This window comes from Mycolicibacter nonchromogenicus (assembly GCF_002101775.1).
GTDB lineage: Bacteria > Actinomycetota > Actinomycetes > Mycobacteriales > Mycobacteriaceae > Mycobacterium > Mycobacterium nonchromogenicum.
Window position 1 is genome coordinate 157,933 of record NZ_LQPI01000042.1, and the last position, 20,031, is coordinate 177,963.

The 20,031-nt window shown below is 67.1% G+C and carries 21 protein-coding genes, 1 tRNA gene and 1 other RNA gene; 6 read left to right on the forward strand and 17 right to left on the reverse strand.

Annotation, left to right across the window (positions count from 1 at the left end; all coding sequences use genetic code 11):
* Window positions 1-67 precede the first annotated feature (67 nt).
* Entirely contained in the window at window positions 68-865 is a 798-nt protein-coding gene (locus AWC18_RS11325) for a L,D-transpeptidase (RefSeq protein ID WP_109560057.1), read from the forward strand.
* A 20-nt stretch (window positions 866-885) separates the two neighbouring features.
* Here the strand turns inward: AWC18_RS11325 and AWC18_RS11330 are convergent, their stop codons facing one another.
* Window positions 886-2,142, reverse strand: a complete 1,257-nt coding sequence (locus tag AWC18_RS11330; RefSeq protein ID WP_085138781.1) for a cytochrome P450 — start codon at window positions 2,140-2,142, stop codon at window positions 886-888.
* Window positions 2,143-2,449: 307 nt separating this feature from the next.
* Between AWC18_RS11330 and AWC18_RS11335 the strand changes: the two genes are divergently transcribed.
* Window positions 2,450-3,418, forward strand: a complete 969-nt coding sequence (locus AWC18_RS11335; RefSeq protein ID WP_234806498.1) for a D-2-hydroxyacid dehydrogenase family protein — start codon at window positions 2,450-2,452, stop codon at window positions 3,416-3,418.
* Window positions 3,419-3,566: 148 nt separating this feature from the next.
* Here the strand turns inward: AWC18_RS11335 and AWC18_RS11340 are convergent, their stop codons facing one another.
* From AWC18_RS11340 to AWC18_RS11365, 6 genes are all read right to left on the reverse strand, one after another.
* The gene (locus tag AWC18_RS11340; RefSeq protein WP_085138783.1) at window positions 3,567-3,938 is read right to left on the reverse strand and encodes a hypothetical protein; all 372 of its coding nucleotides are present in this window, start codon (window positions 3,936-3,938) and stop codon (window positions 3,567-3,569) included.
* A 352-nt stretch (window positions 3,939-4,290) separates the two neighbouring features.
* Window positions 4,291-4,363, reverse strand: a tRNA-Ala gene (locus AWC18_RS11345).
* Window positions 4,364-4,424: 61 nt separating this feature from the next.
* Window positions 4,425-4,874: a GreA/GreB family elongation factor gene (locus AWC18_RS11350; RefSeq protein ID WP_085138784.1), complete on the reverse strand. Its 450-nt coding sequence runs from the start codon at window positions 4,872-4,874 to the stop codon at window positions 4,425-4,427.
* A gap of 55 nt (window positions 4,875-4,929) precedes the next feature.
* Window positions 4,930-6,186 (reverse strand): NAD(P)/FAD-dependent oxidoreductase, encoded by a 1,257-nt coding sequence (locus AWC18_RS11355; protein ID WP_085138835.1) that lies wholly within the window; start codon window positions 6,184-6,186, stop codon window positions 4,930-4,932.
* A 59-nt stretch (window positions 6,187-6,245) separates the two neighbouring features.
* Window positions 6,246-7,796, reverse strand: coding sequence for a PucR family transcriptional regulator (locus AWC18_RS11360; protein WP_085138785.1), 1,551 nt, complete (start codon window positions 7,794-7,796; stop codon window positions 6,246-6,248).
* Window positions 7,678-9,030: an MFS transporter gene (locus tag AWC18_RS11365; protein ID WP_165757994.1), complete on the reverse strand. Its 1,353-nt coding sequence runs from the start codon at window positions 9,028-9,030 to the stop codon at window positions 7,678-7,680. The genes AWC18_RS11360 and AWC18_RS11365 overlap by 119 nt, the downstream gene beginning before the upstream one ends.
* Window positions 9,031-9,079: 49 nt before the next feature.
* Here AWC18_RS11365 and AWC18_RS11370 point away from each other — a divergent pair, with 49 nt between their 5' ends.
* Complete coding sequence (locus AWC18_RS11370; protein WP_085138786.1) at window positions 9,080-9,652, forward strand: hypothetical protein; 573 nt, start codon at window positions 9,080-9,082, stop codon at window positions 9,650-9,652.
* Here AWC18_RS11370 and AWC18_RS11375 read toward each other — a convergent pair.
* A complete protein-coding gene (locus tag AWC18_RS11375; protein WP_085138787.1) occupies window positions 9,610-9,981 on the reverse strand; it encodes a DUF488 domain-containing protein in 372 nt (123 codons plus the stop codon). The genes AWC18_RS11370 and AWC18_RS11375 overlap by 43 nt on opposite strands.
* A 127-nt stretch (window positions 9,982-10,108) precedes the next feature.
* Between AWC18_RS11375 and AWC18_RS11380 the strand changes: the two genes are divergently transcribed.
* Both AWC18_RS11380 and AWC18_RS11385 read left to right on the forward strand, forming a co-directional pair.
* Window positions 10,109-11,449 (forward strand): PPE family protein, encoded by a 1,341-nt coding sequence (locus tag AWC18_RS11380; RefSeq protein ID WP_085138788.1) that lies wholly within the window; start codon window positions 10,109-10,111, stop codon window positions 11,447-11,449.
* Between the two features lie 103 nt (window positions 11,450-11,552).
* Window positions 11,553-11,954: a hypothetical protein gene (locus tag AWC18_RS11385; protein ID WP_133054991.1), complete on the forward strand. Its 402-nt coding sequence runs from the start codon at window positions 11,553-11,555 to the stop codon at window positions 11,952-11,954.
* 27 nt (window positions 11,955-11,981) lie between these two features.
* On the opposite strand, the gene AWC18_RS11390 is transcribed toward AWC18_RS11385, so the two are convergent.
* Together AWC18_RS11390 and ssrA are read right to left on the reverse strand one after the other, a co-directional pair.
* On the reverse strand, window positions 11,982-12,857 hold the full coding sequence (locus tag AWC18_RS11390; protein ID WP_234806500.1) for an SDR family NAD(P)-dependent oxidoreductase: 876 nt from the start codon (window positions 12,855-12,857) through the stop codon (window positions 11,982-11,984).
* 165 nt (window positions 12,858-13,022) lie between these two features.
* Window positions 13,023-13,415, reverse strand: a transfer-messenger RNA (tmRNA) gene (gene ssrA / locus AWC18_RS11395).
* Between the two features lie 286 nt (window positions 13,416-13,701).
* On the opposite strand from ssrA, the gene AWC18_RS11400 reads away from it, so the two are divergent.
* The gene (locus AWC18_RS11400; RefSeq protein ID WP_085138791.1) at window positions 13,702-14,409 is read left to right on the forward strand and encodes a DNA-binding response regulator; all 708 of its coding nucleotides are present in this window, start codon (window positions 13,702-13,704) and stop codon (window positions 14,407-14,409) included.
* A 37-nt stretch (window positions 14,410-14,446) separates the two neighbouring features.
* Here AWC18_RS11400 and AWC18_RS11405 read toward each other — a convergent pair whose 3' ends face one another.
* The 7 genes from AWC18_RS11405 to prfB are packed head-to-tail and all read right to left on the reverse strand — an operon-like array spanning window position 14,447 to window position 19,953.
* Window positions 14,447-15,292 (reverse strand): EamA family transporter, encoded by an 846-nt coding sequence (locus tag AWC18_RS11405; protein ID WP_109560050.1) that lies wholly within the window; start codon window positions 15,290-15,292, stop codon window positions 14,447-14,449.
* Window positions 15,289-15,789, reverse strand: coding sequence for an SsrA-binding protein SmpB (smpB, locus tag AWC18_RS11410; protein ID WP_064999705.1), 501 nt, complete (start codon window positions 15,787-15,789; stop codon window positions 15,289-15,291). The genes AWC18_RS11405 and smpB overlap by 4 nt, the downstream gene beginning before the upstream one ends.
* A 2-nt stretch (window positions 15,790-15,791) precedes the next feature.
* A complete protein-coding gene (gene ftsX, locus AWC18_RS11415; protein ID WP_076048194.1) occupies window positions 15,792-16,685 on the reverse strand; it encodes a permease-like cell division protein FtsX in 894 nt (297 codons plus the stop codon).
* 1 nt (window position 16,686) lies between these two features.
* Window positions 16,687-17,376 carry a cell division ATP-binding protein FtsE gene (ftsE, locus tag AWC18_RS11420; RefSeq protein WP_064999703.1) on the reverse strand — a complete coding sequence of 230 codons (690 nt, stop codon included), beginning with the start codon at window positions 17,374-17,376 and terminating at the stop codon, window positions 16,687-16,689.
* A gap of 22 nt (window positions 17,377-17,398) precedes the next feature.
* The gene (locus AWC18_RS11425; RefSeq protein WP_085138792.1) at window positions 17,399-17,935 is read right to left on the reverse strand and encodes an Rv3103c family proline-rich protein; all 537 of its coding nucleotides are present in this window, start codon (window positions 17,933-17,935) and stop codon (window positions 17,399-17,401) included.
* On the reverse strand, window positions 17,932-18,834 hold the full coding sequence (locus tag AWC18_RS11430; protein WP_064999702.1) for a mechanosensitive ion channel family protein: 903 nt from the start codon (window positions 18,832-18,834) through the stop codon (window positions 17,932-17,934). The genes AWC18_RS11425 and AWC18_RS11430 overlap by 4 nt, the downstream gene beginning before the upstream one ends.
* Window positions 18,835-18,837: 3 nt before the next feature.
* Window positions 18,838-19,953 (reverse strand): peptide chain release factor 2, encoded by a 1,116-nt coding sequence (gene prfB / locus AWC18_RS11435; RefSeq protein WP_085138793.1) that lies wholly within the window; start codon window positions 19,951-19,953, stop codon window positions 18,838-18,840.
* Window positions 19,954-20,031 lie beyond the last annotated feature (78 nt).

Sequence of the window (20,031 nt, forward strand, 5' to 3'; positions counted from 1 at the left end):
ATCGAGCTGAATCTCCCTACCATCAACGGCGATACCCAAGTTAGAAGATCGGGAAGGTATGCCGACGATGTGGACATCGGTGCGCTCAGCAATGGTGGTGATCGGGGTCGCGGTCACAACGCTCGTGACACCGACCGGAACGAGTGCGGCCGCGGCCATCCAACCGCCCGGCGCGGGGATCGCATCGATCCAGCCCGCGGCGGGCGCCGTGGTCGGTGTGGCACACCCGGTCGTAGTGACCTTCTCCGCGCCGGTGTTCGATCGCCAGGCCGCTGAGCGCACCATCGCGGTGCGGTCCACCCCGCCGATGACCGGACGGTTTGACTGGGTCGACGACACCGAGGTGCAGTGGATTCCCGACCACTACTGGCCGGCGCACAGCACCGTGGCGCTGTCGGTGGGCAAGCGATCTGTCGACTTCAGCACCGGCCCGAAGGTGGTTGGTGTGGCCAGCATCTCGGCACACACCTTCACCGTGACCGTTGATGGTGAGGAGGCCGGCCCGCTGCCCACGCCGCACCATCGCCCGCACTGGGGCGAAGACGGCGTCCTGCCCGCCACCATGGGCAAGGCCGAATACGAGACGCCGACGGGCCACTACACCGTGTTGGGCAAGGACCGCAAGGTCCTGATGGACTCCAGCAGCGTGGGGATCCCGATCGACTCTGAAGAGGGCTATCGCTTCGAGGTCGAGAACGCGGTACGCATCACCCGACGCGGGCTCTACGTGCACGCCGCACCGTGGGCACTGCGCTCACTGGGGCTGGAGAATGTCAGCCACGGCTGCATCGGCCTGAGCCCCACCGACGCGGAGTGGTACTTCGACCGGGTCAACATCGGTGACCCGGTGATCGTCGAGGAGTGACGGGGCCGCTGGGACGTTCGCTAGGACGTCCCAGCACTGCCGAATTCCACCGGCATCGAATCGATCCCGTTGATCCAGGGCAGCACGGACCGTGACGGGCGATCCAACTGGTGGATGTCGGGAATAAGGTCTGCCAGTGCACCGAAGATCAGATTGATCTGCATGCGGGCGAGGTTGGCGCCAATGCAGTAGTGCGCTCCTGGGGCCCCGAAACCCAAGTGGGGGTTGGGGCTTCGCAGGATGTCGAACTTGAATGGGTCGTCGAACACTTCGTCGTCGTAGTTGGCCGAACCGTAGAACATGCCGACGCGGTGTCCCTTACGGATCTGCACCCCACCGAGTTCGACATCACGTAACGCCGTGCGCTGGAAGGAGATGATCGGCGTCGCCCAGCGGACCACCTCATCGACCATGGTGGCCGGACGCTCTTCGACGTACAGCCGCCATTGATCGGGGTGGTCGAAAAACGCCAGCATCCCCTGCGAGGTGGCATTGCGGGTGGTCTCGTTGCCGGCCACCATCAGCATCATCACGTAGTAACCGAATTCCAGCGCGGTGAGCTCCTCGCCGTCGATGGTCGCGGTCACCAGGGCTGTCGCGATGTCATCACGCGGGTGGGCCTTGCGGGCTTCGGCCATCTGGTAGGCATAGCCCAGCAGCTCAGCGGCGGCTTGGGTCCCGTCGGCACCGGCCTCCTCTTCGCCGTTACCGCCGCCCACCAGCCGGTTGCTCCAGTCGAAGACCTGCTGACGCTCGTCTGCCGGCACCCCGATCAGCTCGCAGATGGTCGCCAACGGCAGCTGGGAGGCCACCTCGGTGACGAAATCGCCGGTGTTGTGCGCGGCGGCAGCGGTGACGATCTCGCGGGCCCGGCGGTCGAGCGAATCCCGCATGCCGGCAACCACTCGGGGCGTGAAGCCCCGCGAGACGATCCGGCGCAGTTTGGCGTGCTTGGGTCCGTCGAGGAACAGCATGATGTTGTCGCGGCTGGCATCGTGGAGCTCTTGATTGCTCGTGGTGTTCGTCCGGATCAGCGAGGTGTTCTCGTGCGAGGAGAACACCTCGTCCTGTAGCGACACCGCCCGTACATCGGCGTGCTTGGTGACCACCCAATAGCCCTCGTCCGGGTACCCGGATGCCCCGAAGGGTTGGGCGTTCCACCAGATCGGCGCGGTCCTGCGCAACAGGGCGAACTCCTCGTGCGGAACTCGCTCGCCGATGAGCGTGGGGTCGGTGAAGTCGAACCCCTCCGGCAGCAGGTGCTGTGTCTCGGTCATCGTGCTCCCTCTTCCCCTGCTGAGCGGTTGCCACGCCAAACCTGTACCGGCGCTGTCGATGTAGTCCTCAGCGCTCCGATGACCGCCTGCAGGACCGGATGGATCTCCCCGTCGCCGCCAGTGCTGCACGCCATGGTCCCTCTCGCAGCGCGATCGTATGCCACGAATCCGGCCGGAACTGAGCGATTTGAGGAACCGAGGAAAGCGGCCCGGTCTGGCACACTCGATCCGTGGCAGCTCCCACCACTGGCCTTCGGCGCCTCTACGGACAGGCCGAAGCGGTCCGCAATCGGGATGCGTTCTGAACGTGGCCGCCGCTGCGCCTCCACTACGCATCGCGGTACTCGACGACTACCAGGGCATCGCCGACACGGTCGATTGGTCACCCATCCCCCGACCCGTCGATCTGCTGGCGATCCGCGAGCACCTGCCTCCCGGTGACGAACTCATCGCCCGGCTGGCCGACCGCGAAGTGCTGGTGGCGATGCGCGAGCGCACGCCGATCGACGCCGATCTGCTGTCCCGGCTGCCGGCGTTGCGGTTGTTGGTCACCACCGGTCCGGTCAACGCCGCCATCGACGTAGCCGCAGCCCACCGGCTGGGCATCACAGTGTGTGGGACCGGCGGCATCATCGCGCCCACGGTCGAACTCACCTGGGCGTTGATCCACGCTCTGCAACGTCATCTGATCGATGCGGACGCGGCGCTGCGGGCCGGCCGGTGGCAGCAGAGCGTCGGCGCCGATCTGGCCGGTGCGACGCTCGCACTGGTGGGGCTGGGCCGCATCGGCCGACGGGTCGCCGCGGTGGGCCACGCCTACGGCATGCGGGTGACGGCGTGGAGTCCGCATCTGACACCCGAGCGGGCCGCCGAGGCCCAGGCGGAGCTGCTGGATCGGCGCAGTCTGTTCCAGACCGCCGACGTCGTGTCTCTCCATCTGGTGCTGTCCGAGTCGACCCGGGGACTCATCGGTCGTGATGACCTGGCCGCGATGAAGTCCAGCGCGATCCTGATCAACACCTCGCGCGGCGGGTTGATCGATGAGGCGGCCTTGATCGACGCCCTGCGTACCGGCCGGATCCGGGGCGCAGGGCTCGATGTCTACCACCAGGAGCCGCTGCCGGCCGGGCACCCCCTGACCGCGCTGGGCAACACGGTGCTGACCCCGCACCTGGGGTACGTGACCGACAACTGTATGAACGTGTTTTACCGCGATATCGTCGACGACATCGTCGGCTATTGTGCGGGCACTCCGCGCCGGCTGGTGAAACCGTAATCACGCCTTCCATTAACAGGATTCCGTCACAATTTCATCGCACTCGAATAACGGTTCGACAAATAAATTATCGTCGACAGGCTGGAAACTGTTCGCGTAATTGAAAAGGCCCGCGAACACAATGTTCGCGGGCCTTTTCGTTGCTGTCTTATTTGGTGCCGCCGGCCAGGCCGATAGGGGCACTGGCGGCATCTGTCGCCAATCCGGCGATAGGACTGGCCGCAGCGGCCCCGGCCGGTCCCGGCGCCACCACCGGGATGGGTGCCGGCATTCCGGGCACCACCGGAATCGGCGCGATCGGAATCGGGGCGACCGGACCCGGCAGCCCCATCGGCACCGGACCGGCAAGGGTCGTGAGGTCAGCAGCAGCAGGACCACAGGGCAGGCCTGTGCCGGCCACCAGGGTTGCGTCGGCCTCGCCGGGCACAGGTGCCGCACCGGCCACCGGGGCGACCACAGGCGCCCCGCCCACCGGCACCCCACCCACCGGCGCGCCCTCAGCGGACGACAGCGAGACCACGCCACCCGCACACACCGGCCCCCCAAGGGGCAGGTGCGCGACGGGAGCGGCACCCGCCTGGCCGCTGAAAATCAACCCGCTCGCACAAAAGCCGATACCGGCGAATATCGCTTTACCGAGTCTCCCGAGGCTCTTCACGTAAACTCCGATGATTAGTATCCAGTCCCCCCCGGACACGCAATCTTCTGACTGCAAAAAGAACCGTATCACAGCCGTGTAAGTTACCGCGGCAGCCAATTGACTCGTTAGTGTAACGATGCGACTCGAGGATTGTGACTCACTGTTTACCCAGTGGCCCGGTCGCAATTCCGCGCGGCCAGCGCGGGCCGACCGGGATGCCCATCGAAATGAGTGGAGCTAAGGGGACTCGAACCCCTGACCCCCACACTGCCAGTGTGGTGCGCTACCAGCTGCGCCATAGCCCCGCGTTGTCGTGCTCATCGAAGCTACACCACAGCCGTACCAAGGTTCAAAACAGCTCCGTCTTCACGCCGGATGCTGGGTCTGATGCAGTCCGTAGGGCACCGCGTCGAGCAGCGTCACCGTCACGGTGGCACCGCTGGGAACCTGGTAGGTGCGCTCCTCCCCGGGCCGTGCTCCGGCGATCGCCTTGCCCAGCGGTGACTGCGGCGAGTAGACCTCCAGCCCGCTTTGGTCGTCATCGCGCACCCCGAGCAGGAAGGTTTCGGTGTCTCCGTCGCTGTAGCGCACGGTGAGCACCATGCCGGGCTCGGCGACCCCGTCATCCGGCGGGTCCTGGCCGACCACCGCGACCGCCAGCAGGTCGTGGATCTGGTGAATCCGAGCCTGCCGAGCCTGTTGTTCCTCGATGTCTTCGCCGCCCGAGACAGACTGCGGCGCAGACAGTTCCGCCAACTCTGCCAGCAGTCGGTCCTTGGTCTGCTGGGTCATCCAGACGCCATGCGTTTCAGTCATCGACAGTTCTCCTTCACAACAGCAATTGATTCGAAAGCTCACCGACCCGAGCGGGTCAGCGCAAGGGATCGAGATCCCGCAGCACGGCCGACTGTTTGCCGGTGGTGATCTGCTCGGCCAGCAGTCGGCCCGTCACCGGACCGTGCGTCATACCCCACATACCGTGGCCACCGGCGACGTAGACGGTCCCCGGGCACACCTCCCCCACCAGGGGTCGCCCGTCGGGGCTGACCGGGCGTGGACCCACCCACACATCGGTGCGCTCATCCCAGCGGACACCGTCGAGCATGGGGCGGGCGGCGGCGACGATCGCTTCGACGCGGGCCGGGACGATCGGGGCGTCGGGATCGCCGAACTCCATGGTTCCCGCGACCCGAAGCCGGGCGTTCAACGGTGTGCACGCCACCCGCGCGTCGGGCAGGTAGATCGGCCCGGTGACCGGTCCGTCGACCGGCACCGAGAAGGAGTAGCCGCGCCCGGCCCGCACCGGCACACGAATCCAGCGCGCGGCCAGACGTGACAGCCAGGCGCCGCTGGCGATCACCGCCGCATCCGCCGTCAAAATCGTGCCGTCGCCGCTGGTCACGGCCACGCCACCACTTCGGGGCGATACGTCGGCGACGTCTTGGATGTGCAGGACGCCGCCGCGCTGCACCACCGCACGGCCCAGTGCCACCACGAACCGGCCCGGGTCGAGGAAGCGCTGGCCGTCGATCTGCACCCCGGCGGCAACGGCCGAGGACGCCAGGGGGACCCGCTCGGCCAGTGCGGCACCGGTCAGTTCGGTGCCGAACACCGGCCGGCCCGCCTCGGAGAACCGGCGCAACTCGTCGAGCAGCCGCTCGGCGTCGGCCGAGGTGCGGAAGATCGCGGTGATCGGGGCATCGGTGACCGGGGCGTCCACCCCGTTGGCGAGCAGAACGTCATAGGCCTCAATGCATTCCGCGCTCAGCGGAGCGTTGGCCCGGACCGCGCGGCGCCAGGCTGCCGGCCGACTGTTCGCGGCGAAGCGCGCCAAGAAACTCCACAGCTCCGGGCCGGCCTTGAGTGGTACCTGCAGCGGTGCGGTCCGGCTCAGCAGGGACCGCAGCCCGAAGCGCAGGTTGGCCGGCTCGTTGAGGGGAATCGCCAGTGCCGGGGAGATCCAGCCGGCATTGCCCCACGAGGAACCGGCTGCGACTCCGACACGGTCGACCACGGTGACTTCGACACCGCGCTCCTGCAGAAACCAGGCGGTGGACAAGCCGACCACGCCGGCACCCACCACGATCACCGACCGTGGCGCGCCGTCGATTCGGTCAGCCGCACCCATCACTCCATGATGCGACTGCCCTCAGAGACTCTGCTTGACCAATTCGCACAACGGTGGCGTCAGCGTTTGTCGAGTTCCGACATGTCCCCCGTCGCGAGCTCGATCATCGCCGCGAAGCGGGTCCGTGGATCCTCCAGCCCCAGCGGCGTGACCTCGGCCATCTTGCGCAGCCGGTAGCGGACCGTGTTCTCGTGCACCGCCAGCCGCTCGGCGGCGCGGGCCAGGTCGCCCTGAGCGTCGAGCCAGGCCCGCAGCGTGGCCACATAGGGGGTGTTGTGGGCCGCGTCGTGGCGGCGCAGCTCTGCGACCGGCCCGCGCGTCGGTACCCGGCCGGCCCGTGCCGCGGCGTTCAGCCGGCGCAGCACAATCTCGTCCCAGGCCTCGTCGTAGGCCGGCGGCACGTCCTCGGGTGGCCCGGCTTCGTGCAGCGCGAGGCACTCCTCGGCCTCGCGGCGCGCAGCAGCGAGTTCGGTCACCGTGGCAACCGCACTGATCCCGGCCCGCACGATGGCGTGCGGCGGTAGGGCCCCGGCCAGGCCGCACACCCACTGCCGGGCCACCGCGGCGTCCTCGGCCGGCAACAGGGTGTAAACGGTGTTGGCGGCCAGTGCACTTCGACCCGGACGCGACCAGCCGAATCCCGTGGTGACGGCCTCGAAAGCCAGCAGCAGCCCGGCGTGCGGCTGCGTGGCGATCTGGGTGTGCACGGCAATCACCCGCAGCGGGGCCTGTGGCAACCCCAGCCTGGCGATCAGGTCGCCAGCGTCGTCGGGATCGGTCTGCTCTTCCAAAAGCCGGGTCACCCAATCGGATTCGACCTGCCGCTCCAAGTCCGCGCTGGCCCGTGACCGCAGCATGTGCAGCGCCACCGTGCGGGCACCGTCGGCCAATGCGGTCAGCCGCTCGCCGCTCAACGGGTCCGGGCAGGCCACCCAAACCGCGCCCAACAGCTCCCGGCCGGCACGCACCGCCACCACCATCCGGCCGGTCAGGCCGTAATCCGGATCGGCGGCGACAAACAACGGCTCGTCGCGGGTATCCAAATGCGCTAAGACACCGCGCTTTTTGAACAGCTCCCGAAGCGGCCCGGATTCCTGCCGGTTGAGGATCGTCGCCGACCGCGCCGGGTCGGCATTGCGCTGTCCGCGCGAGTAGGCCAGCACCCTGCCCAGCTGATCTTCGATGGTGACCGCACCCGCGACCGCTTCGGCGAGACTGTCGGCCACGGCGAAAAGATCCGTTGGCCCGCGGCCCGATTCGGTCTCGCGACCTTCGAGGACCAGTCCGTAGACCACGGCCGCCAGCTCGCTCCACGACACCGCCGCGTCTACCACCAGAACGGCCAGCGACTCGCCCTCACCGGCGAAGGCGGTCTTGTCTTCGGCGTCGCGCACCAGAACGGCGACGGCCTTGGCGGCCACCGCCCAGCGCACCGCCTCCTTTACCGAACGGGCGCCGACCGCCAGCAAGACGTCGCCGACGACGACGCGCTCACCGGTCACCTCGTGCATCACGACGCTGCTCAGCTGCGTCGTCCTCGGGATGGAGCAGAACCTCAGCCGAACCCCGTAGCTGCCCACCACGTTGACCAGCCGGTCCAGTGTCACCATCAATCGAGCCTAGCCACGCCGTGTCGGCCGGCTCGCCGATCGGGTCGCTCGACCTTGTCTCCGGTGCCCACAGCCACGTGAGCGCCGCCACCAGCAACACCACACCGCTGACCGCAAAACCCCATTCGAAGGACATCCGCTCGGCGATCTGGCCGACCGCAAACGAACCCACGATCGAGCCCAAATCAGCCATCATCTGATAGGTCGCCACCGCCGTGCCCGCTCGGGCCTGGTTGCCGACCAGGTCGGAGATGACGGCCTGCTGGGGCGACCCGTAGATCCCGGAGGCCACCCCGGTCAGGTAGGCCACCACCAAGAACACCACCAGCGATGCGCTCACGCCCATCAGGACCGTCGTGACGCCCGATGCGGTCAGCCCCGCGATGAGCAGCCCCTTGCGGCCGATCCGGTCGGAGAGCTGACCGCTGGGCAACACCGCGCAGACGTTGCCGACCCCGACCACGGCCAGCGTCAGTCCGGCGAAGGCGGCGCCGCGGTCCAAGACTTCGGTGACGAACAACGGCACCAACGCGACCCGCAGACCGAATACCGACCACCCGGTGGCGAAGTTCGACAACAGCGCCGAGCGGTACGCGCGATTGCTCAGCGCCGTCCGCACCGACACCGTGGGCCCCGTCGACTCGGCCGCTTCGGCCAAATGCGAGTGGCGCAGGCTGACAAAGACGCCGGTGGCCGTCACGATCAGCACCGAACCGTAGAACAAGAACGGCGCGCTGAGGCCGAAACCTGCCGTAAGACTGCCCAGGACCGGTCCGCCCACCGTGCCCAGCAGGAACGCCGTGGCAAACAGCCCGGCTACTCGGCCGCGAGCGTCCTCCGGGCTGATCCGGATCATCAGGCCCACCGCGGCGATGAAGAACATCGTCGATCCCACTCCGCCGAGGGCACGGAAGAACAGCAGCTGCCCGTAGGTCTGCACGAAGGCGCAGGCCGTGGTGGACACCGAGACGATCAACAGGCCGGCCACGTAGACCCAGCGCTCGCCCAAGCGTTGAATGAGCAGACCGCTGACCGGCGCGAAGATCAGTCGCGTCAGGGCAAACGCGGTGATGAGGAAGGTCGTCGCGGAGATGCTCACCCCGAAGTGACGCGCATAGACCGGCAGTACCGGCGACACCAGGCCGTAGCCGAGCGCGATCAAGAAGTTCGCGACGAGCAGTACCCAGATCTCCCGCTGTAGCCGCGGCTGAGCGGCCGGGGAGTCGGTAGTCACCCGATAACTTTAGACAACCTCGGTAATCTGCGACCCGGGAGGCTTGATCATGAGCGACAGCATCGATGCGGCCAACGCCGGCGGCCCCGATCGCCGCTCGCCACGGCCCATACTGCTGCAGCTGTGGGAGCAGTGGGCCGCCGTCAAGCCGTTCGCCCTGGCCGGCGCCACCGCGATCGTGGTCGGTGGCGCCATCGCGGCCGCCATCGCGGCTCCGGCGCCCACCCGCCACGGGGTCTGGGCGGTGGCCTATCTGGTCCTCGTCCTCGGCGCGGGCCAGCTGGTTGTCGGGGCCGGCCAAGCACTGCTGCCGGTCACCTCACCGTCGAGGCGCGAGGCAACGCTGAGTGCCACGGCGTTCAACGTCTCCGGCGCCGCCATCGTGCTCGGCGTCGTCACCGACCACCTCACGGTGTTCTATGCGGGCTCTGCACTGCTGTTCGCCGTGCTCGCCTGGTTTCTCTACCGTGTTCGGCGCAGCACGCGGCGGGGCTGGGCCCCACTGGCCTACCGACTGTTCCTGGCGGCACTTGTGGTGAGCATTCCGATCGGCATGGCGATCACCACTTCCGGTCGCAGTCAGTCACTGGCGGCCAGCAGCTTGGCCAGCACGGCTGCCTGACTTACCTGCACATCGCGGCTCGCCGTCACCAAGGTGACAGTCGCCTTGCCGCGCGCCAGCGCGCGCAGGCCGGCGAGCCCGGTCGCCCCATTCGCGCTGCGCAGTTCGTGTTCGTAGCGGCTGACGAACTCGGCGAAACGCTCGGGCTGATGGTTGTACCAACGACGCAGGTCATCGGACGGCGCTGCGTCTTTGTACCAGTGCCCCACCCGCGGGTCGTCCTTGCGAAAGCCGCGCGGCCACACCCGATCGACGAGGATCCGTTCGCCGTCCTCAGCGCGGACTTCGTCGTAGACCCGGGCAATCCGGAATGTGGTTTTGGGACTCATACCCGAGGCTATCGCCGGCCGCGGCGCATGTCAGCCGTCACTGCCCCAGCCGCACGCCCGTCGAGTTAGCTTAGGCAATGCTATCTTTGCGCTTATTTGTCGGTCCGCTCAGAGGATTGGGTGTGGTGTGAACAGTGGCTGGATCGCCTCTCCTCCGGAGGTGCATTCTGCGCTGTTGAGCAGCGGGCCCGGCCCCAGCGCGCTGCTGGCGGCCGCCGGAGCCTGGTCGGCGCTGAGTGGCGAATACGCCGCCACGGCCACCGAACTGATCACCGTGCTGAGCGACGTCCGGTCAACGGCCTGGCAGGGCCCCAGCGCTGACAGCTACACCGCCGCACACGCGCCCTATCTGCAATGGCTGACACGCGCCAGCATCGACAGCGCACGCACCAACGCCCAATACGAAGTCGTCGCGGCGGCCTACAGCACCGCCCTGGCCGCCATGCCCACCCAAGTAGAGCTGGCGCTCAACCACACCACCCACGCCGTGCTGACCGCCACCAACTTCTTTGGCATCAACACCATCCCGATCGCAGTCAACGAAGCTGACTACGCCCGCATGTGGATACAGGCGGCCACCGTCATGGCGACCTACGAGGCGATCGCCGGCGCTGCCCTGGCGTCAGTGCCCGACACGGGCCCCCCGCCGCCGATCTTGGCCGCCGACACCGGACCCGGTGGCGACGACGAACCCACCGATCCGGTCGACGAGGCCGAACGCTGGTTCTGGTTCATCTTCTGGAACGTCGTCATCTGGTCGACGCTCCTGCACCTCGTATCGATTGCGGTGCGGATACCGATCGTGCTCCCGCTGATGATCAACGCCATCAATGACTACATCGCATCGATGCAGGCGCCGCCGGAGCCCGTCGTCGCGGAGCCCGCGCCCCAGCCCCTCCCCGTGGTGCAGCCGATCGTTGCCAGACCGGCTCACGAACCGGTCGCCGTCGCCGTCGGTGCCGGAAGCGCTCTCGCGGGATCGGCAGGGACGTCGTCGGCCGGCTCGGCCGGCACCACGAGCGCTGGGCCGGCCCCGCCGGTCGTCGGCGCCGAGATGCTGGGTTACTTGGTGACCGGCGGCCACGCCGAAGGCTTCGGGCCCACCCTGACCGATCACGACCAGTCCAAGGCGCCGGCCCCCGGCGTCGCGGCAGCGACCTCGGCTCGCGCCCCCGCGGCGCGCGCCCCACTGCGCGCCCGGCGGCGGCGCCGTACGCACATGAAGGAATATGCCGACGCCACCATGACGCTGGCCGTCGACGACAGCGAAATGCCCGCGGAGACAACGACACCCGCCTGCTCGGAATCCGGCGCGGGTGCGCTGGGATTCACCGGGACGACGCAGCGAGGCGATGCGAGAGCAGCGGGATTGGCCCGGTTGGGTGGCAGCACCCTCGATGCCGCACCCGCGGTACCACTGCTGCCCGAAACCTGGGATTACGACCCCGACGAGCGGGTGCCGTCCTAGCCACTGTGCCGTGGCCCCCCTCGCAAGGGAAATCCCTCTAGCCAACCCGCCCCCGCTCCGCCTACCGTCACAGGCAATCACTACGGATGTGTTGGAGGCATCGATGGCCGATCAGACGGCGGCGTCTTCTCATCGTTGGATCACCGGCTTGGCCGGCAGTGCGTTCAGGGCCGTCGCGATCGGGGCCACCGTCGCGGGGTTGTGCTACGCACCCATCGCCTCCGCGGATCCGGAGCCCTCAACCCAGCAGGAGCCGGCCGAGAACCAGCAGGACGAACAGCAGCAACAGGGGTTCTCCCCGCCACGACTCGACACCCCCAATAACAATTCCGCGAATAACCCCGCCAACAATGACGCCTCCAAGAAGGGCGACCTTTCAGACATCCACTGCTGGATGTACAGCACCGGTCCCGAATGGTTCCCGCCGGGCGCAATGCCCAGGCCGGGACTGCCCGGAGAACAGGTCTGGCCCTGCTACTACGTGGCCGGCCTGACCCCGCACTAAAGCGGGTCCAGGACAACGCAATTGCCGCTACTGCGCCAGGTATCCCCCGTCCACGGGCAACACGGCGCCGGTGATGAACGATGCCTCGTCGGAAGCGAGGAAGACGATGGCGTGCGCGACTTCGGATGGTTCGCCGATACGTCCCATCGGATGCATGCTTTCCACCGCCGCCAAATACTCTGAGCCACCCGGCTCTTCGGGGAGCTGTTGGACTCGCTCGGTGCGAATCGTTCCGGGGGCCACGGCATTGACCCTGATCCCCCGGTCGGCCCACTCGACCGCCAAGTGCTTGGTCAAACCGGTGGCGATGAATTTGGCGGGCCCGTAGGCCGCCTGGCGCTTCTGCCCGGCCAGCCCCGAGATCGACGAGAGGCAGACGATCGCGCCACCGCCGGTCGGCAACATGGCCTCGATGGCGAACTTGCAGGTGAGGAACATGCCGCGGCCATCGATGGCCATCACGTTGTCCCAGTCGGCGACGCTGACTTCACGCGCATCACCGAGTGGGATGATGCCGGCGTTGGCGACCAGCACATCGAGCCGTCCGAAGCGGTCGAGCGCCGCGGTGATCATTCGCTGCGCGTCCGTCTGGTCCGCCACGTCGCCGACCACTGCCTCAACCTGCGCCCCGGTATTGCGCAATTCGTCGGCGAGCGCCAGCAGCGGTTCGCCCTGAATATCGGTCACGACCAGATGCGCACCCTCGCGCGCGAAGAGCACCGCGGTGGCGCGACCGATGCCAAAGGCTGCCCCGGTGATCACAGCCGACTTTCCGAGGAGGCGTCCTCGTCCCTGGGTTGGGCTGTCCGTCATCGGCGCATCATCTCGATCAACTGCCTCTGTCTCCTCGTGCGGCGAACTCTTCAATGCGATGGATGGCCACGCGATCTCGCGTGAGCCCATGCAGAGGCCTCGCCACCGGCGGGACGCGAACAGGATATGTCCGGGGCGATCCCCCGCCGCTATGGCCACGGCAATGATGCGGCCGAGAGCCCGGCGCCCGGTGGAATAGGAGTGAAAACGGAGGCGGGCCAGGACTTTTCGTCCTGGCCCGTTCCGGTTCTTCGGTTGTGGAGCTGCCGGGAATCGAACCCGGGTCCTACGGCATTCCCTCAAGACTTCTCCGTGCGCAGTTCGCTGTGCCTCTACTTGGATCTCCCGGTCACGCGAACAAGCCGAGATGACGATCCCAGTCGCTGTTGGTGTCCCGATAAATCCCGCGACCGGACGTATCGGTGGATCCCTCTAGTCGATGCCAGGGTCCGGGCCGAGGGAGGTCCCGGTCTGACAGGCCCGCTATCGCTTAGGCAGCGAGAGCGAAGTCGCTCTGAAGAGCGACCTTAGCCGGAGTAAGTGCAACCTTGGCGCTTACTTGGTTACAGCGACGCTTAACGGTGGTCTCCTGCCTGCACCGGCACGCTTCCCTTGATTCGACACACGCAGTCGAAACCTTTCAGCCCCCTGTCTTTGATCTCTCACTCGCCCGCCGATTCAGCGGAACAACTCATGGTACCGGTGTCCAACGACAGGACACGACAGTTTCTTCCCGTCATACGCTCACCGCCGGCCCGTCCGAGCGCGCCAGGACCGGAGACAGCCGACACGCCCGTCTGAGCAAATTTGGCTACCGGAATGTTGATGACTATTCTAGACACCGAGGCCCTAGATACGAACCTGGGTCCACTGAAGTGTCTAGTAATCACCATTTTGGTGGGCTGGGCACGGAAGCGGGGAGGAATCACAACAGTTGACCAGCGAACTTGCGGCGAACGCGGGAGCGCAGGCCGCGGGCGCCGCAGAGCAGGCCATCAGTGTCGCAGTGATCGACAAACACGATGTCGTACATGCCGGCATCAGGACGTGGTGCGCCCAGACAGACTCGCCGATCACCGTGGTCGGCAGCTTCCGCACCTGTGGGGAAATGCTGGCGCAATACCCCGACCCCCCCAACCAGATCGACGTCGTGGTCTTCGAATTAGTCCGCGACGATGGCCGGCCGGCTTTCGAGGCCCTGCGTGCGATGTGTCAGGCGGGCCAGCGGGTGATCGTCTACTCCCGACTGCCAAACGACGAGGTGATCTTGACCTGCTTGGACATCGGCGCGGTGACGTATCTGGTGAAGACCGAGGGGCAACGCCACCTGATCGACGCCATCCGGGCAGCGCATTCCACCGAGCCGTATGTGGGTCCGCAGATGGCCAAGGCGCTGGCCAACGATAAGACCTCGGGACGCACCAATCTTTCCGAGCGGGAGAAAGAAGTGCTGATCACCTGGTTCCAGACCGAAAGCAAGGAACTCGTGGGCAGCAGACTCCACATCTCACCGACGACGGTCCGCACCCATCTACGACGGGCCCGGGCCAAGTACGCGGCAGTAGGCCGACCGGCCCCGACCAAGGCCGCGCTGTTGGCGCGTGCCGTCGAGGACGGCATCCTCAGTCTGAGTGACCTGTAGTACCACGGCGGTCCGGACACCGCCGCCAACGCGACCGTCAACCGGCGGTGATCATCACCACCGCCGCGGCAGCCAGCACCATGCCCACCACCTGGCCGCGGTGCACCCGCTCACGCAACACCACCATGGCCAGCACCACCGTCACCGCGGGGAACAGCGAGATCAGCACACTGGCCAACGACAGGTCCGAGGTGCGTAACGCCAGCAGCATCGCGACATTGCCTGCGGTGTCCGACAGCCCCGCCACCAGGGCCAGCTTCAAGGTTCCACCGGTGGGCAGGCGCAGTTCACGCGCCCCGGTCGCCGCGGTGAACACCAGCACCGCAGCCGCCAGCCGCGCGAACCCCAACGGCCACAGCCCAGAGTCGTTGGGCGCCTCATGGAGGAACACGAAGTCCAGCCCGAACATCACCCCGGCTCCCACGGTCAGCCAGGCCACCTTGCGGGTGAAGCGGTGCGGCCGGACGTCCTCATCGGTGGCCTGCCGGCTCACCAGGGCCACCGACAACAGCGCCAGCACGATCCCGCCGTCGGCCACCGGTCCGGGCCGCTCCCCCTGGATCAAGCCGACCGCGACCGGAACCGTTGCCGTCAGCACCGCCGACACCGGCGAGACCACCGAGATCGGTCCGGCGCCCAGCGCGGCGTAGAACCACCAGCCGCCCAGCCCCAGCGCGACACCGGAGGCCAGGCCCCAGCCGATCGCGCCGGCAGGAATGGGGCCGCCCACCGCGATGGCGAGCGTGCCCAGCAACGCCAGCGCCACCGGGTAGGAGACCAACACCACCCGAAGCGCGGGTACGCGGCGAGCGGCGAGGCCGCCGGCGAAATCGCTGACCCCGTAGCCCGTCGCTGACAACAGCGCCAGGACGGCGCCGGTCACATGCCCTTGGCGCGCCGGCCCATTGCCCGCGTGATTTCGCGCTGCGCGTCGCGACGAGCCAGATCTTGGCGCTTGTCGTGGGCCTGCTTACCTCGCGCCAGTGCCAATTCGACCTTCACCTTGCCGTCGGTGAAGTACACCGACAGCGGCACCAGGGTGAGGTTGCCGTCGCGGATCTTGCCGATCAGCATGTCGATCTGGCGGCGGTGCAACAACAGCTTGCGGGTACGGCGCGGGTCGTGATTGGTCCAGGTGCCGTGGTGGTATTCGGGAATGTGCATGTTGCGCAGCCAGACTTCGCCGTCGTCGACGGTGGCGAACGCATCCACCAGCGAAGCCTGCCCAGCCCGCAGGCTCTTGACCTCGGTGCCCACTAAGGCCACCCCGGCCTCGTAGACGTCGAGAATCGAGTAGTTGTGTCGTGCTTTGCGATTCGACGCAACGATCTGTTTGTCCGGCTTCTTTTTGCTGCCCTTGTCAGCCGACTTCTTAGCCATCGCTATCGCCGCACATACAGCCGAAGCGTCACGTATGCCGTCGCTCCGGCCATCGCCGCGCCCAGCAGCAGCAGGATAGGCGAGATGTAGAGGATGTCGGCGTAGTCGATTCGCGCGATCAGATGCGCCTGATAGAACTGGCTGAGCGCATTGTCGAGGAACAGCGCCCGCACCACCATCAACCCGATGATCGCGATGATCACACCCACCGTCGCGGCCAGCACCGCCTCGAGCAGGAACGGCAGCTGGGTATACCAGCGGCTGGCGCCCACCAGCCGCATGATGGAGACCTCCGTGCGCCGGGTGTACGCGGCCACCTGGACCATGTTGGCGATCAACAGCACCGCCCCGATCGCCTGCACCAGCGCGACCGCGAACGCGGCACTACTTAGTCCGTCGAGCACGGCGAACAGCCGGTCGATCAACTTCTTCTGATTGAGCACGCTGAGCACACCCGGCTGGCTCTGCATCGCGGAGTCGAAATCCTTGCTCTGCTCCGGGTTCTCCAGCTTGACGATGAACGACGCCGGAAAGGAGTCCTTACTCGCCACGTCCTTGAACTCGGGGAACTTGCGGATCGCGTCGGCATACGCGTCGTCGGTGTTGAGGTAGCGCACCGACTTCACATCATTGCGGTTCTCGATCTGCTCCCGCAGCGCCTTGCACGCCTGCTGTTCGCAGTTCGGGTCTTCGGCAGCGACCTCGGGGGTCAAAAACACCTGCGATTCGACCCGGTCGAGGTAGATGTTGCGGGACTGGTCGGCCAGGCGTACCACCAGCAGGCCGCCGCCGAACAGCGCGATGGAGATGGCCGTGGTGAGGATCATGGCCACCGTCATGGTGACGTTGCGCCGCAGGCCGGTCAGGACCTCGTTGAACAGGAATCCAAAGCGCACGTCAGCGGTCCATTCCGTAGACCCCGCGCTGTTCGTCGCGAACGAGTCGTCCCAGCGACAGTTCGACGACGCGCTGGCGCATCGAGTCGACGATGTGGTGGTCGTGGGTCGCCATCAGCACCGTGGTTCCGGTGCGGTTGATCCGCTCCAGCAGATCCATGATGTCCTCACTTGTTTCCGGGTCCAGGTTGCCGGTCGGCTCGTCGGCCAACAGCACCAGCGGCCGGTTGACGAAGGCGCGGGCGATCGCCACCCGCTGTTGCTCACCGCCGGACAGCTCGCCCGGCAGCCGGTTCGCTTTGCCGGACAACCCGACCATCTCCAGCACCTCGGGGACAACCCGGTTGATCATCTCCGGCTTCTTGCCGATGACCTCCAGGGCGAACGCGACGTTCTCGAACACGGTCTTCTGCTGCAGCAACCGGAAGTCTTGGAACACGCATCCGAGCACTTGGCGCAGGCTGGGGATATGGCGGCCGGCCAGCTTGTTGACGTGAAACTTCGACACCTGAATGTCACCCGAGGTGGGCGTCTCCTCAGCCAGCAGCAACCGCATGAACGTCGACTTGCCCGAGCCGGACGGGCCGATCAGGAACACGAACTCGCCCTTGTCGATCTTGACGTTGATGTTGTCCAGCGCCGGACGGGCCGACGATTTGTACTGCTTGGTGACATGGTCGAGCGTGATCATCACGGCACGAAGTTTAGCCGTGTCAGGCGCCCGGACCGGCCGGGGACGCAGGAGTAGGCGGGCCAGGCACGGGCTGGCGGGCATCCGACGGTGCCTCCTGGGGCGCCTCGGGAGCTGGCGGGCTCGGTCCTTCCTCGGGCGGGGCCGGGGCGGGCGGTGGACACAGCGGCGGGCAGAACGGGAATCCCGGCTCCGACGTCGCGGCCGGCGGTTCGCTGCCCGGCGGCTCCGCCGGGCCGGGAGGTTCGGTCGTGGTTGGCGTTGGTGTGACGGTCTCGGTGATGGTCACCGGCGGCTGTTGCAGCTTGGTGCGCGGCACCCAGGTATAGGCCGGGTCGGGGACGAATCCCGGCGGCACCACCTGCGGGGCGGGCGGCGGCGCCGGCTCCTCGCGATAGGTGTCGTAGACCCACCACACCGCGAAGAAGGCGATGATCAGCACCAACGTGGACGTGCGGACCCGGCCGCCGAACAGATGGCTCGGCACTTTCCAGTGCTTGCGCTCTGCCTCCCCGGGCTTCTGCGGGGAATCGTCGGGCCGTCGGATGCTGAGTTTCACAGTGTCTGCACCGGCTTCACGTCGCCGGCGGTGACCACACCGGCCGACGCCAGGGCTCGCACCACCTGGATGCGCAGTCGGCGTCCCACCTCGAATTGCTTTCCGGGCAGCGTGCGGGCCACCATCCGCAGATTGACCACACCGAGCTCGATGCTCTCCACCCCCATGATCGACGGCTCGTCGAGCAACAGGTCACGCAGCGGGGCGTCGGCCTCGCGGGCATTCACACACACCTGGTGAAGCACCTCGTTGACCAGGGTCAGGTCGGCGGTGGTGGGCACCGGGATGTCGACGACGGCGCGCGCCCAGTCCTTGGACAGGTTCAACGACCGGACGATATTGCCGTTCGGCACGTTGTAGACCTCGCCGTTGGGGGTGCGCAGCTTGGTCACCCGCAACGTGACCTCTTCGACGGTCCCCAGCGCCTCGGTCGGCGCGCCCGCCATGGCCAGCTGCACCAGATCGCCGAACCCGTACTGCTTTTCGGTGATGATGAAGAACCCACTCAGCAGGTCCTGCACCAGCTTTTGGGCGCCGAAGCCGATCGCGCCACCCAGCACCGCGGCGGGCCCCACCAGCGAACCGACCGGAACGTCGAGGATGCTGGTGATCTGGACGGCGACCACCACGCACAGCAGCACCACCGACACCCACGAGATCACCGAGGCCACGGCTTGGCGGTGCTTGGAGGCTTCTGAACGCACCAGCGCATCGCTGGCCGCAAAGCCGCGCTCCAGCCGCCGGGTGACGCGACGCGCCGCCCAGGCGATGAATCGCGATGCCAGTGCCGCGCCGATCAGCAGCAGGACGATCCGCAGGCCCTTGGTGATGATCCACTCGCCGATCTGACCGCGCCACAGGTCATGCCAGCGCTGTCCCGGGGCGAAGGCCAAGACCATGCCTTAGTCGCCTTCCGGCCTGTTGCGCCACCGGATTCCGGCCTCGAGGAAGCCGTCGATGTCCCCGTCGAGGACCGCGGCGGGGTTGCCGACTTCGTATTCGGTGCGCAGATCCTTGACCATCTGGTACGGGTGCAGCACATAGGAGCGCATCTGGTTGCCCCACGAGCTGCCGCCGTCGCCCTTGAGGGCATCCATCTCGGCTCGCTCCTCCGAGCGCTTGCGTTCCATCAGCTTGGCCTGCAGCACCCGCATCGCCGAAACCTTGTTCTGCAACTGCGATTTCTCGTTCTGGCAGGTGACCACGATTCCGGTGGGGATGTGGGTGAGCCGCACCGCGGAGTCGGTGGTGTTCACCGACTGCCCGCCCGGCCCGCTGGAGCGGTAGACGTCGACTCGGACATCACCCTCGGGGATATCGATGTGGTCGGTGGTCTCCACCACCGGCAGCACCTCGACCTCGGCGAATGACGTCTGCCGGCGCCCCTGGTTGTCGAACGGGCTGATTCGCACCAGCCGGTGGGTGCCCTGCTCCACCGAGAGGGTGCCGTAGGCGAAGGGCGCGTGCACCGCGAACGTGGCGCTCTTGATCCCGGCCTCTTCGGCGTAGGAGGTGTCGAACACCTCGACGCTGTAGTTGTGCTGCTCGGCCCAGCGGATGTACATGCGCATCAGCATCTCGGCCCAGTCCGCGGCGTCCACGCCGCCCGCACCCGAGCGGATCGTGACCAGTGCCTCGCGCTCGTCGTACTCACCCGAGAGCAGGGTGCGGACTTCCATGGTTTCGATGTCGGTTCGCAGCGAGGCGAGTTCGGCGTCGGCTTCGGCCAGAGCTTCGGCGGCGGCCGCCCCCTCCTCCTCGGCTGCCATCTCGTAGAGCACGGGCAGGTCATCGAGGCGCCGGCGCAACGCCTCAACTCGGCGCAACTCCCCCTGCGCGTGCGACAGCTCACTGGTGACCCGTTGGGCCCGAGCCTGGTCGTCCCACAGATTCGGGTCGGACGCCTCGTGCTCGAGTTTGTCGATACGGCTGCGCAGTCCGTCGACGTCAACCACCCGCTCCACCGTGGTCAAGGTGGCGTCGAGGGCGTCGATGTCAGGCTGGCGGTCTGGTTCCACGTTTACCGAGGTTACCGGCGGCCGTTGGCGTGGGACCTCTAGCATCGGGGTTACGCGGGTGCATGAACGACTTCCGAC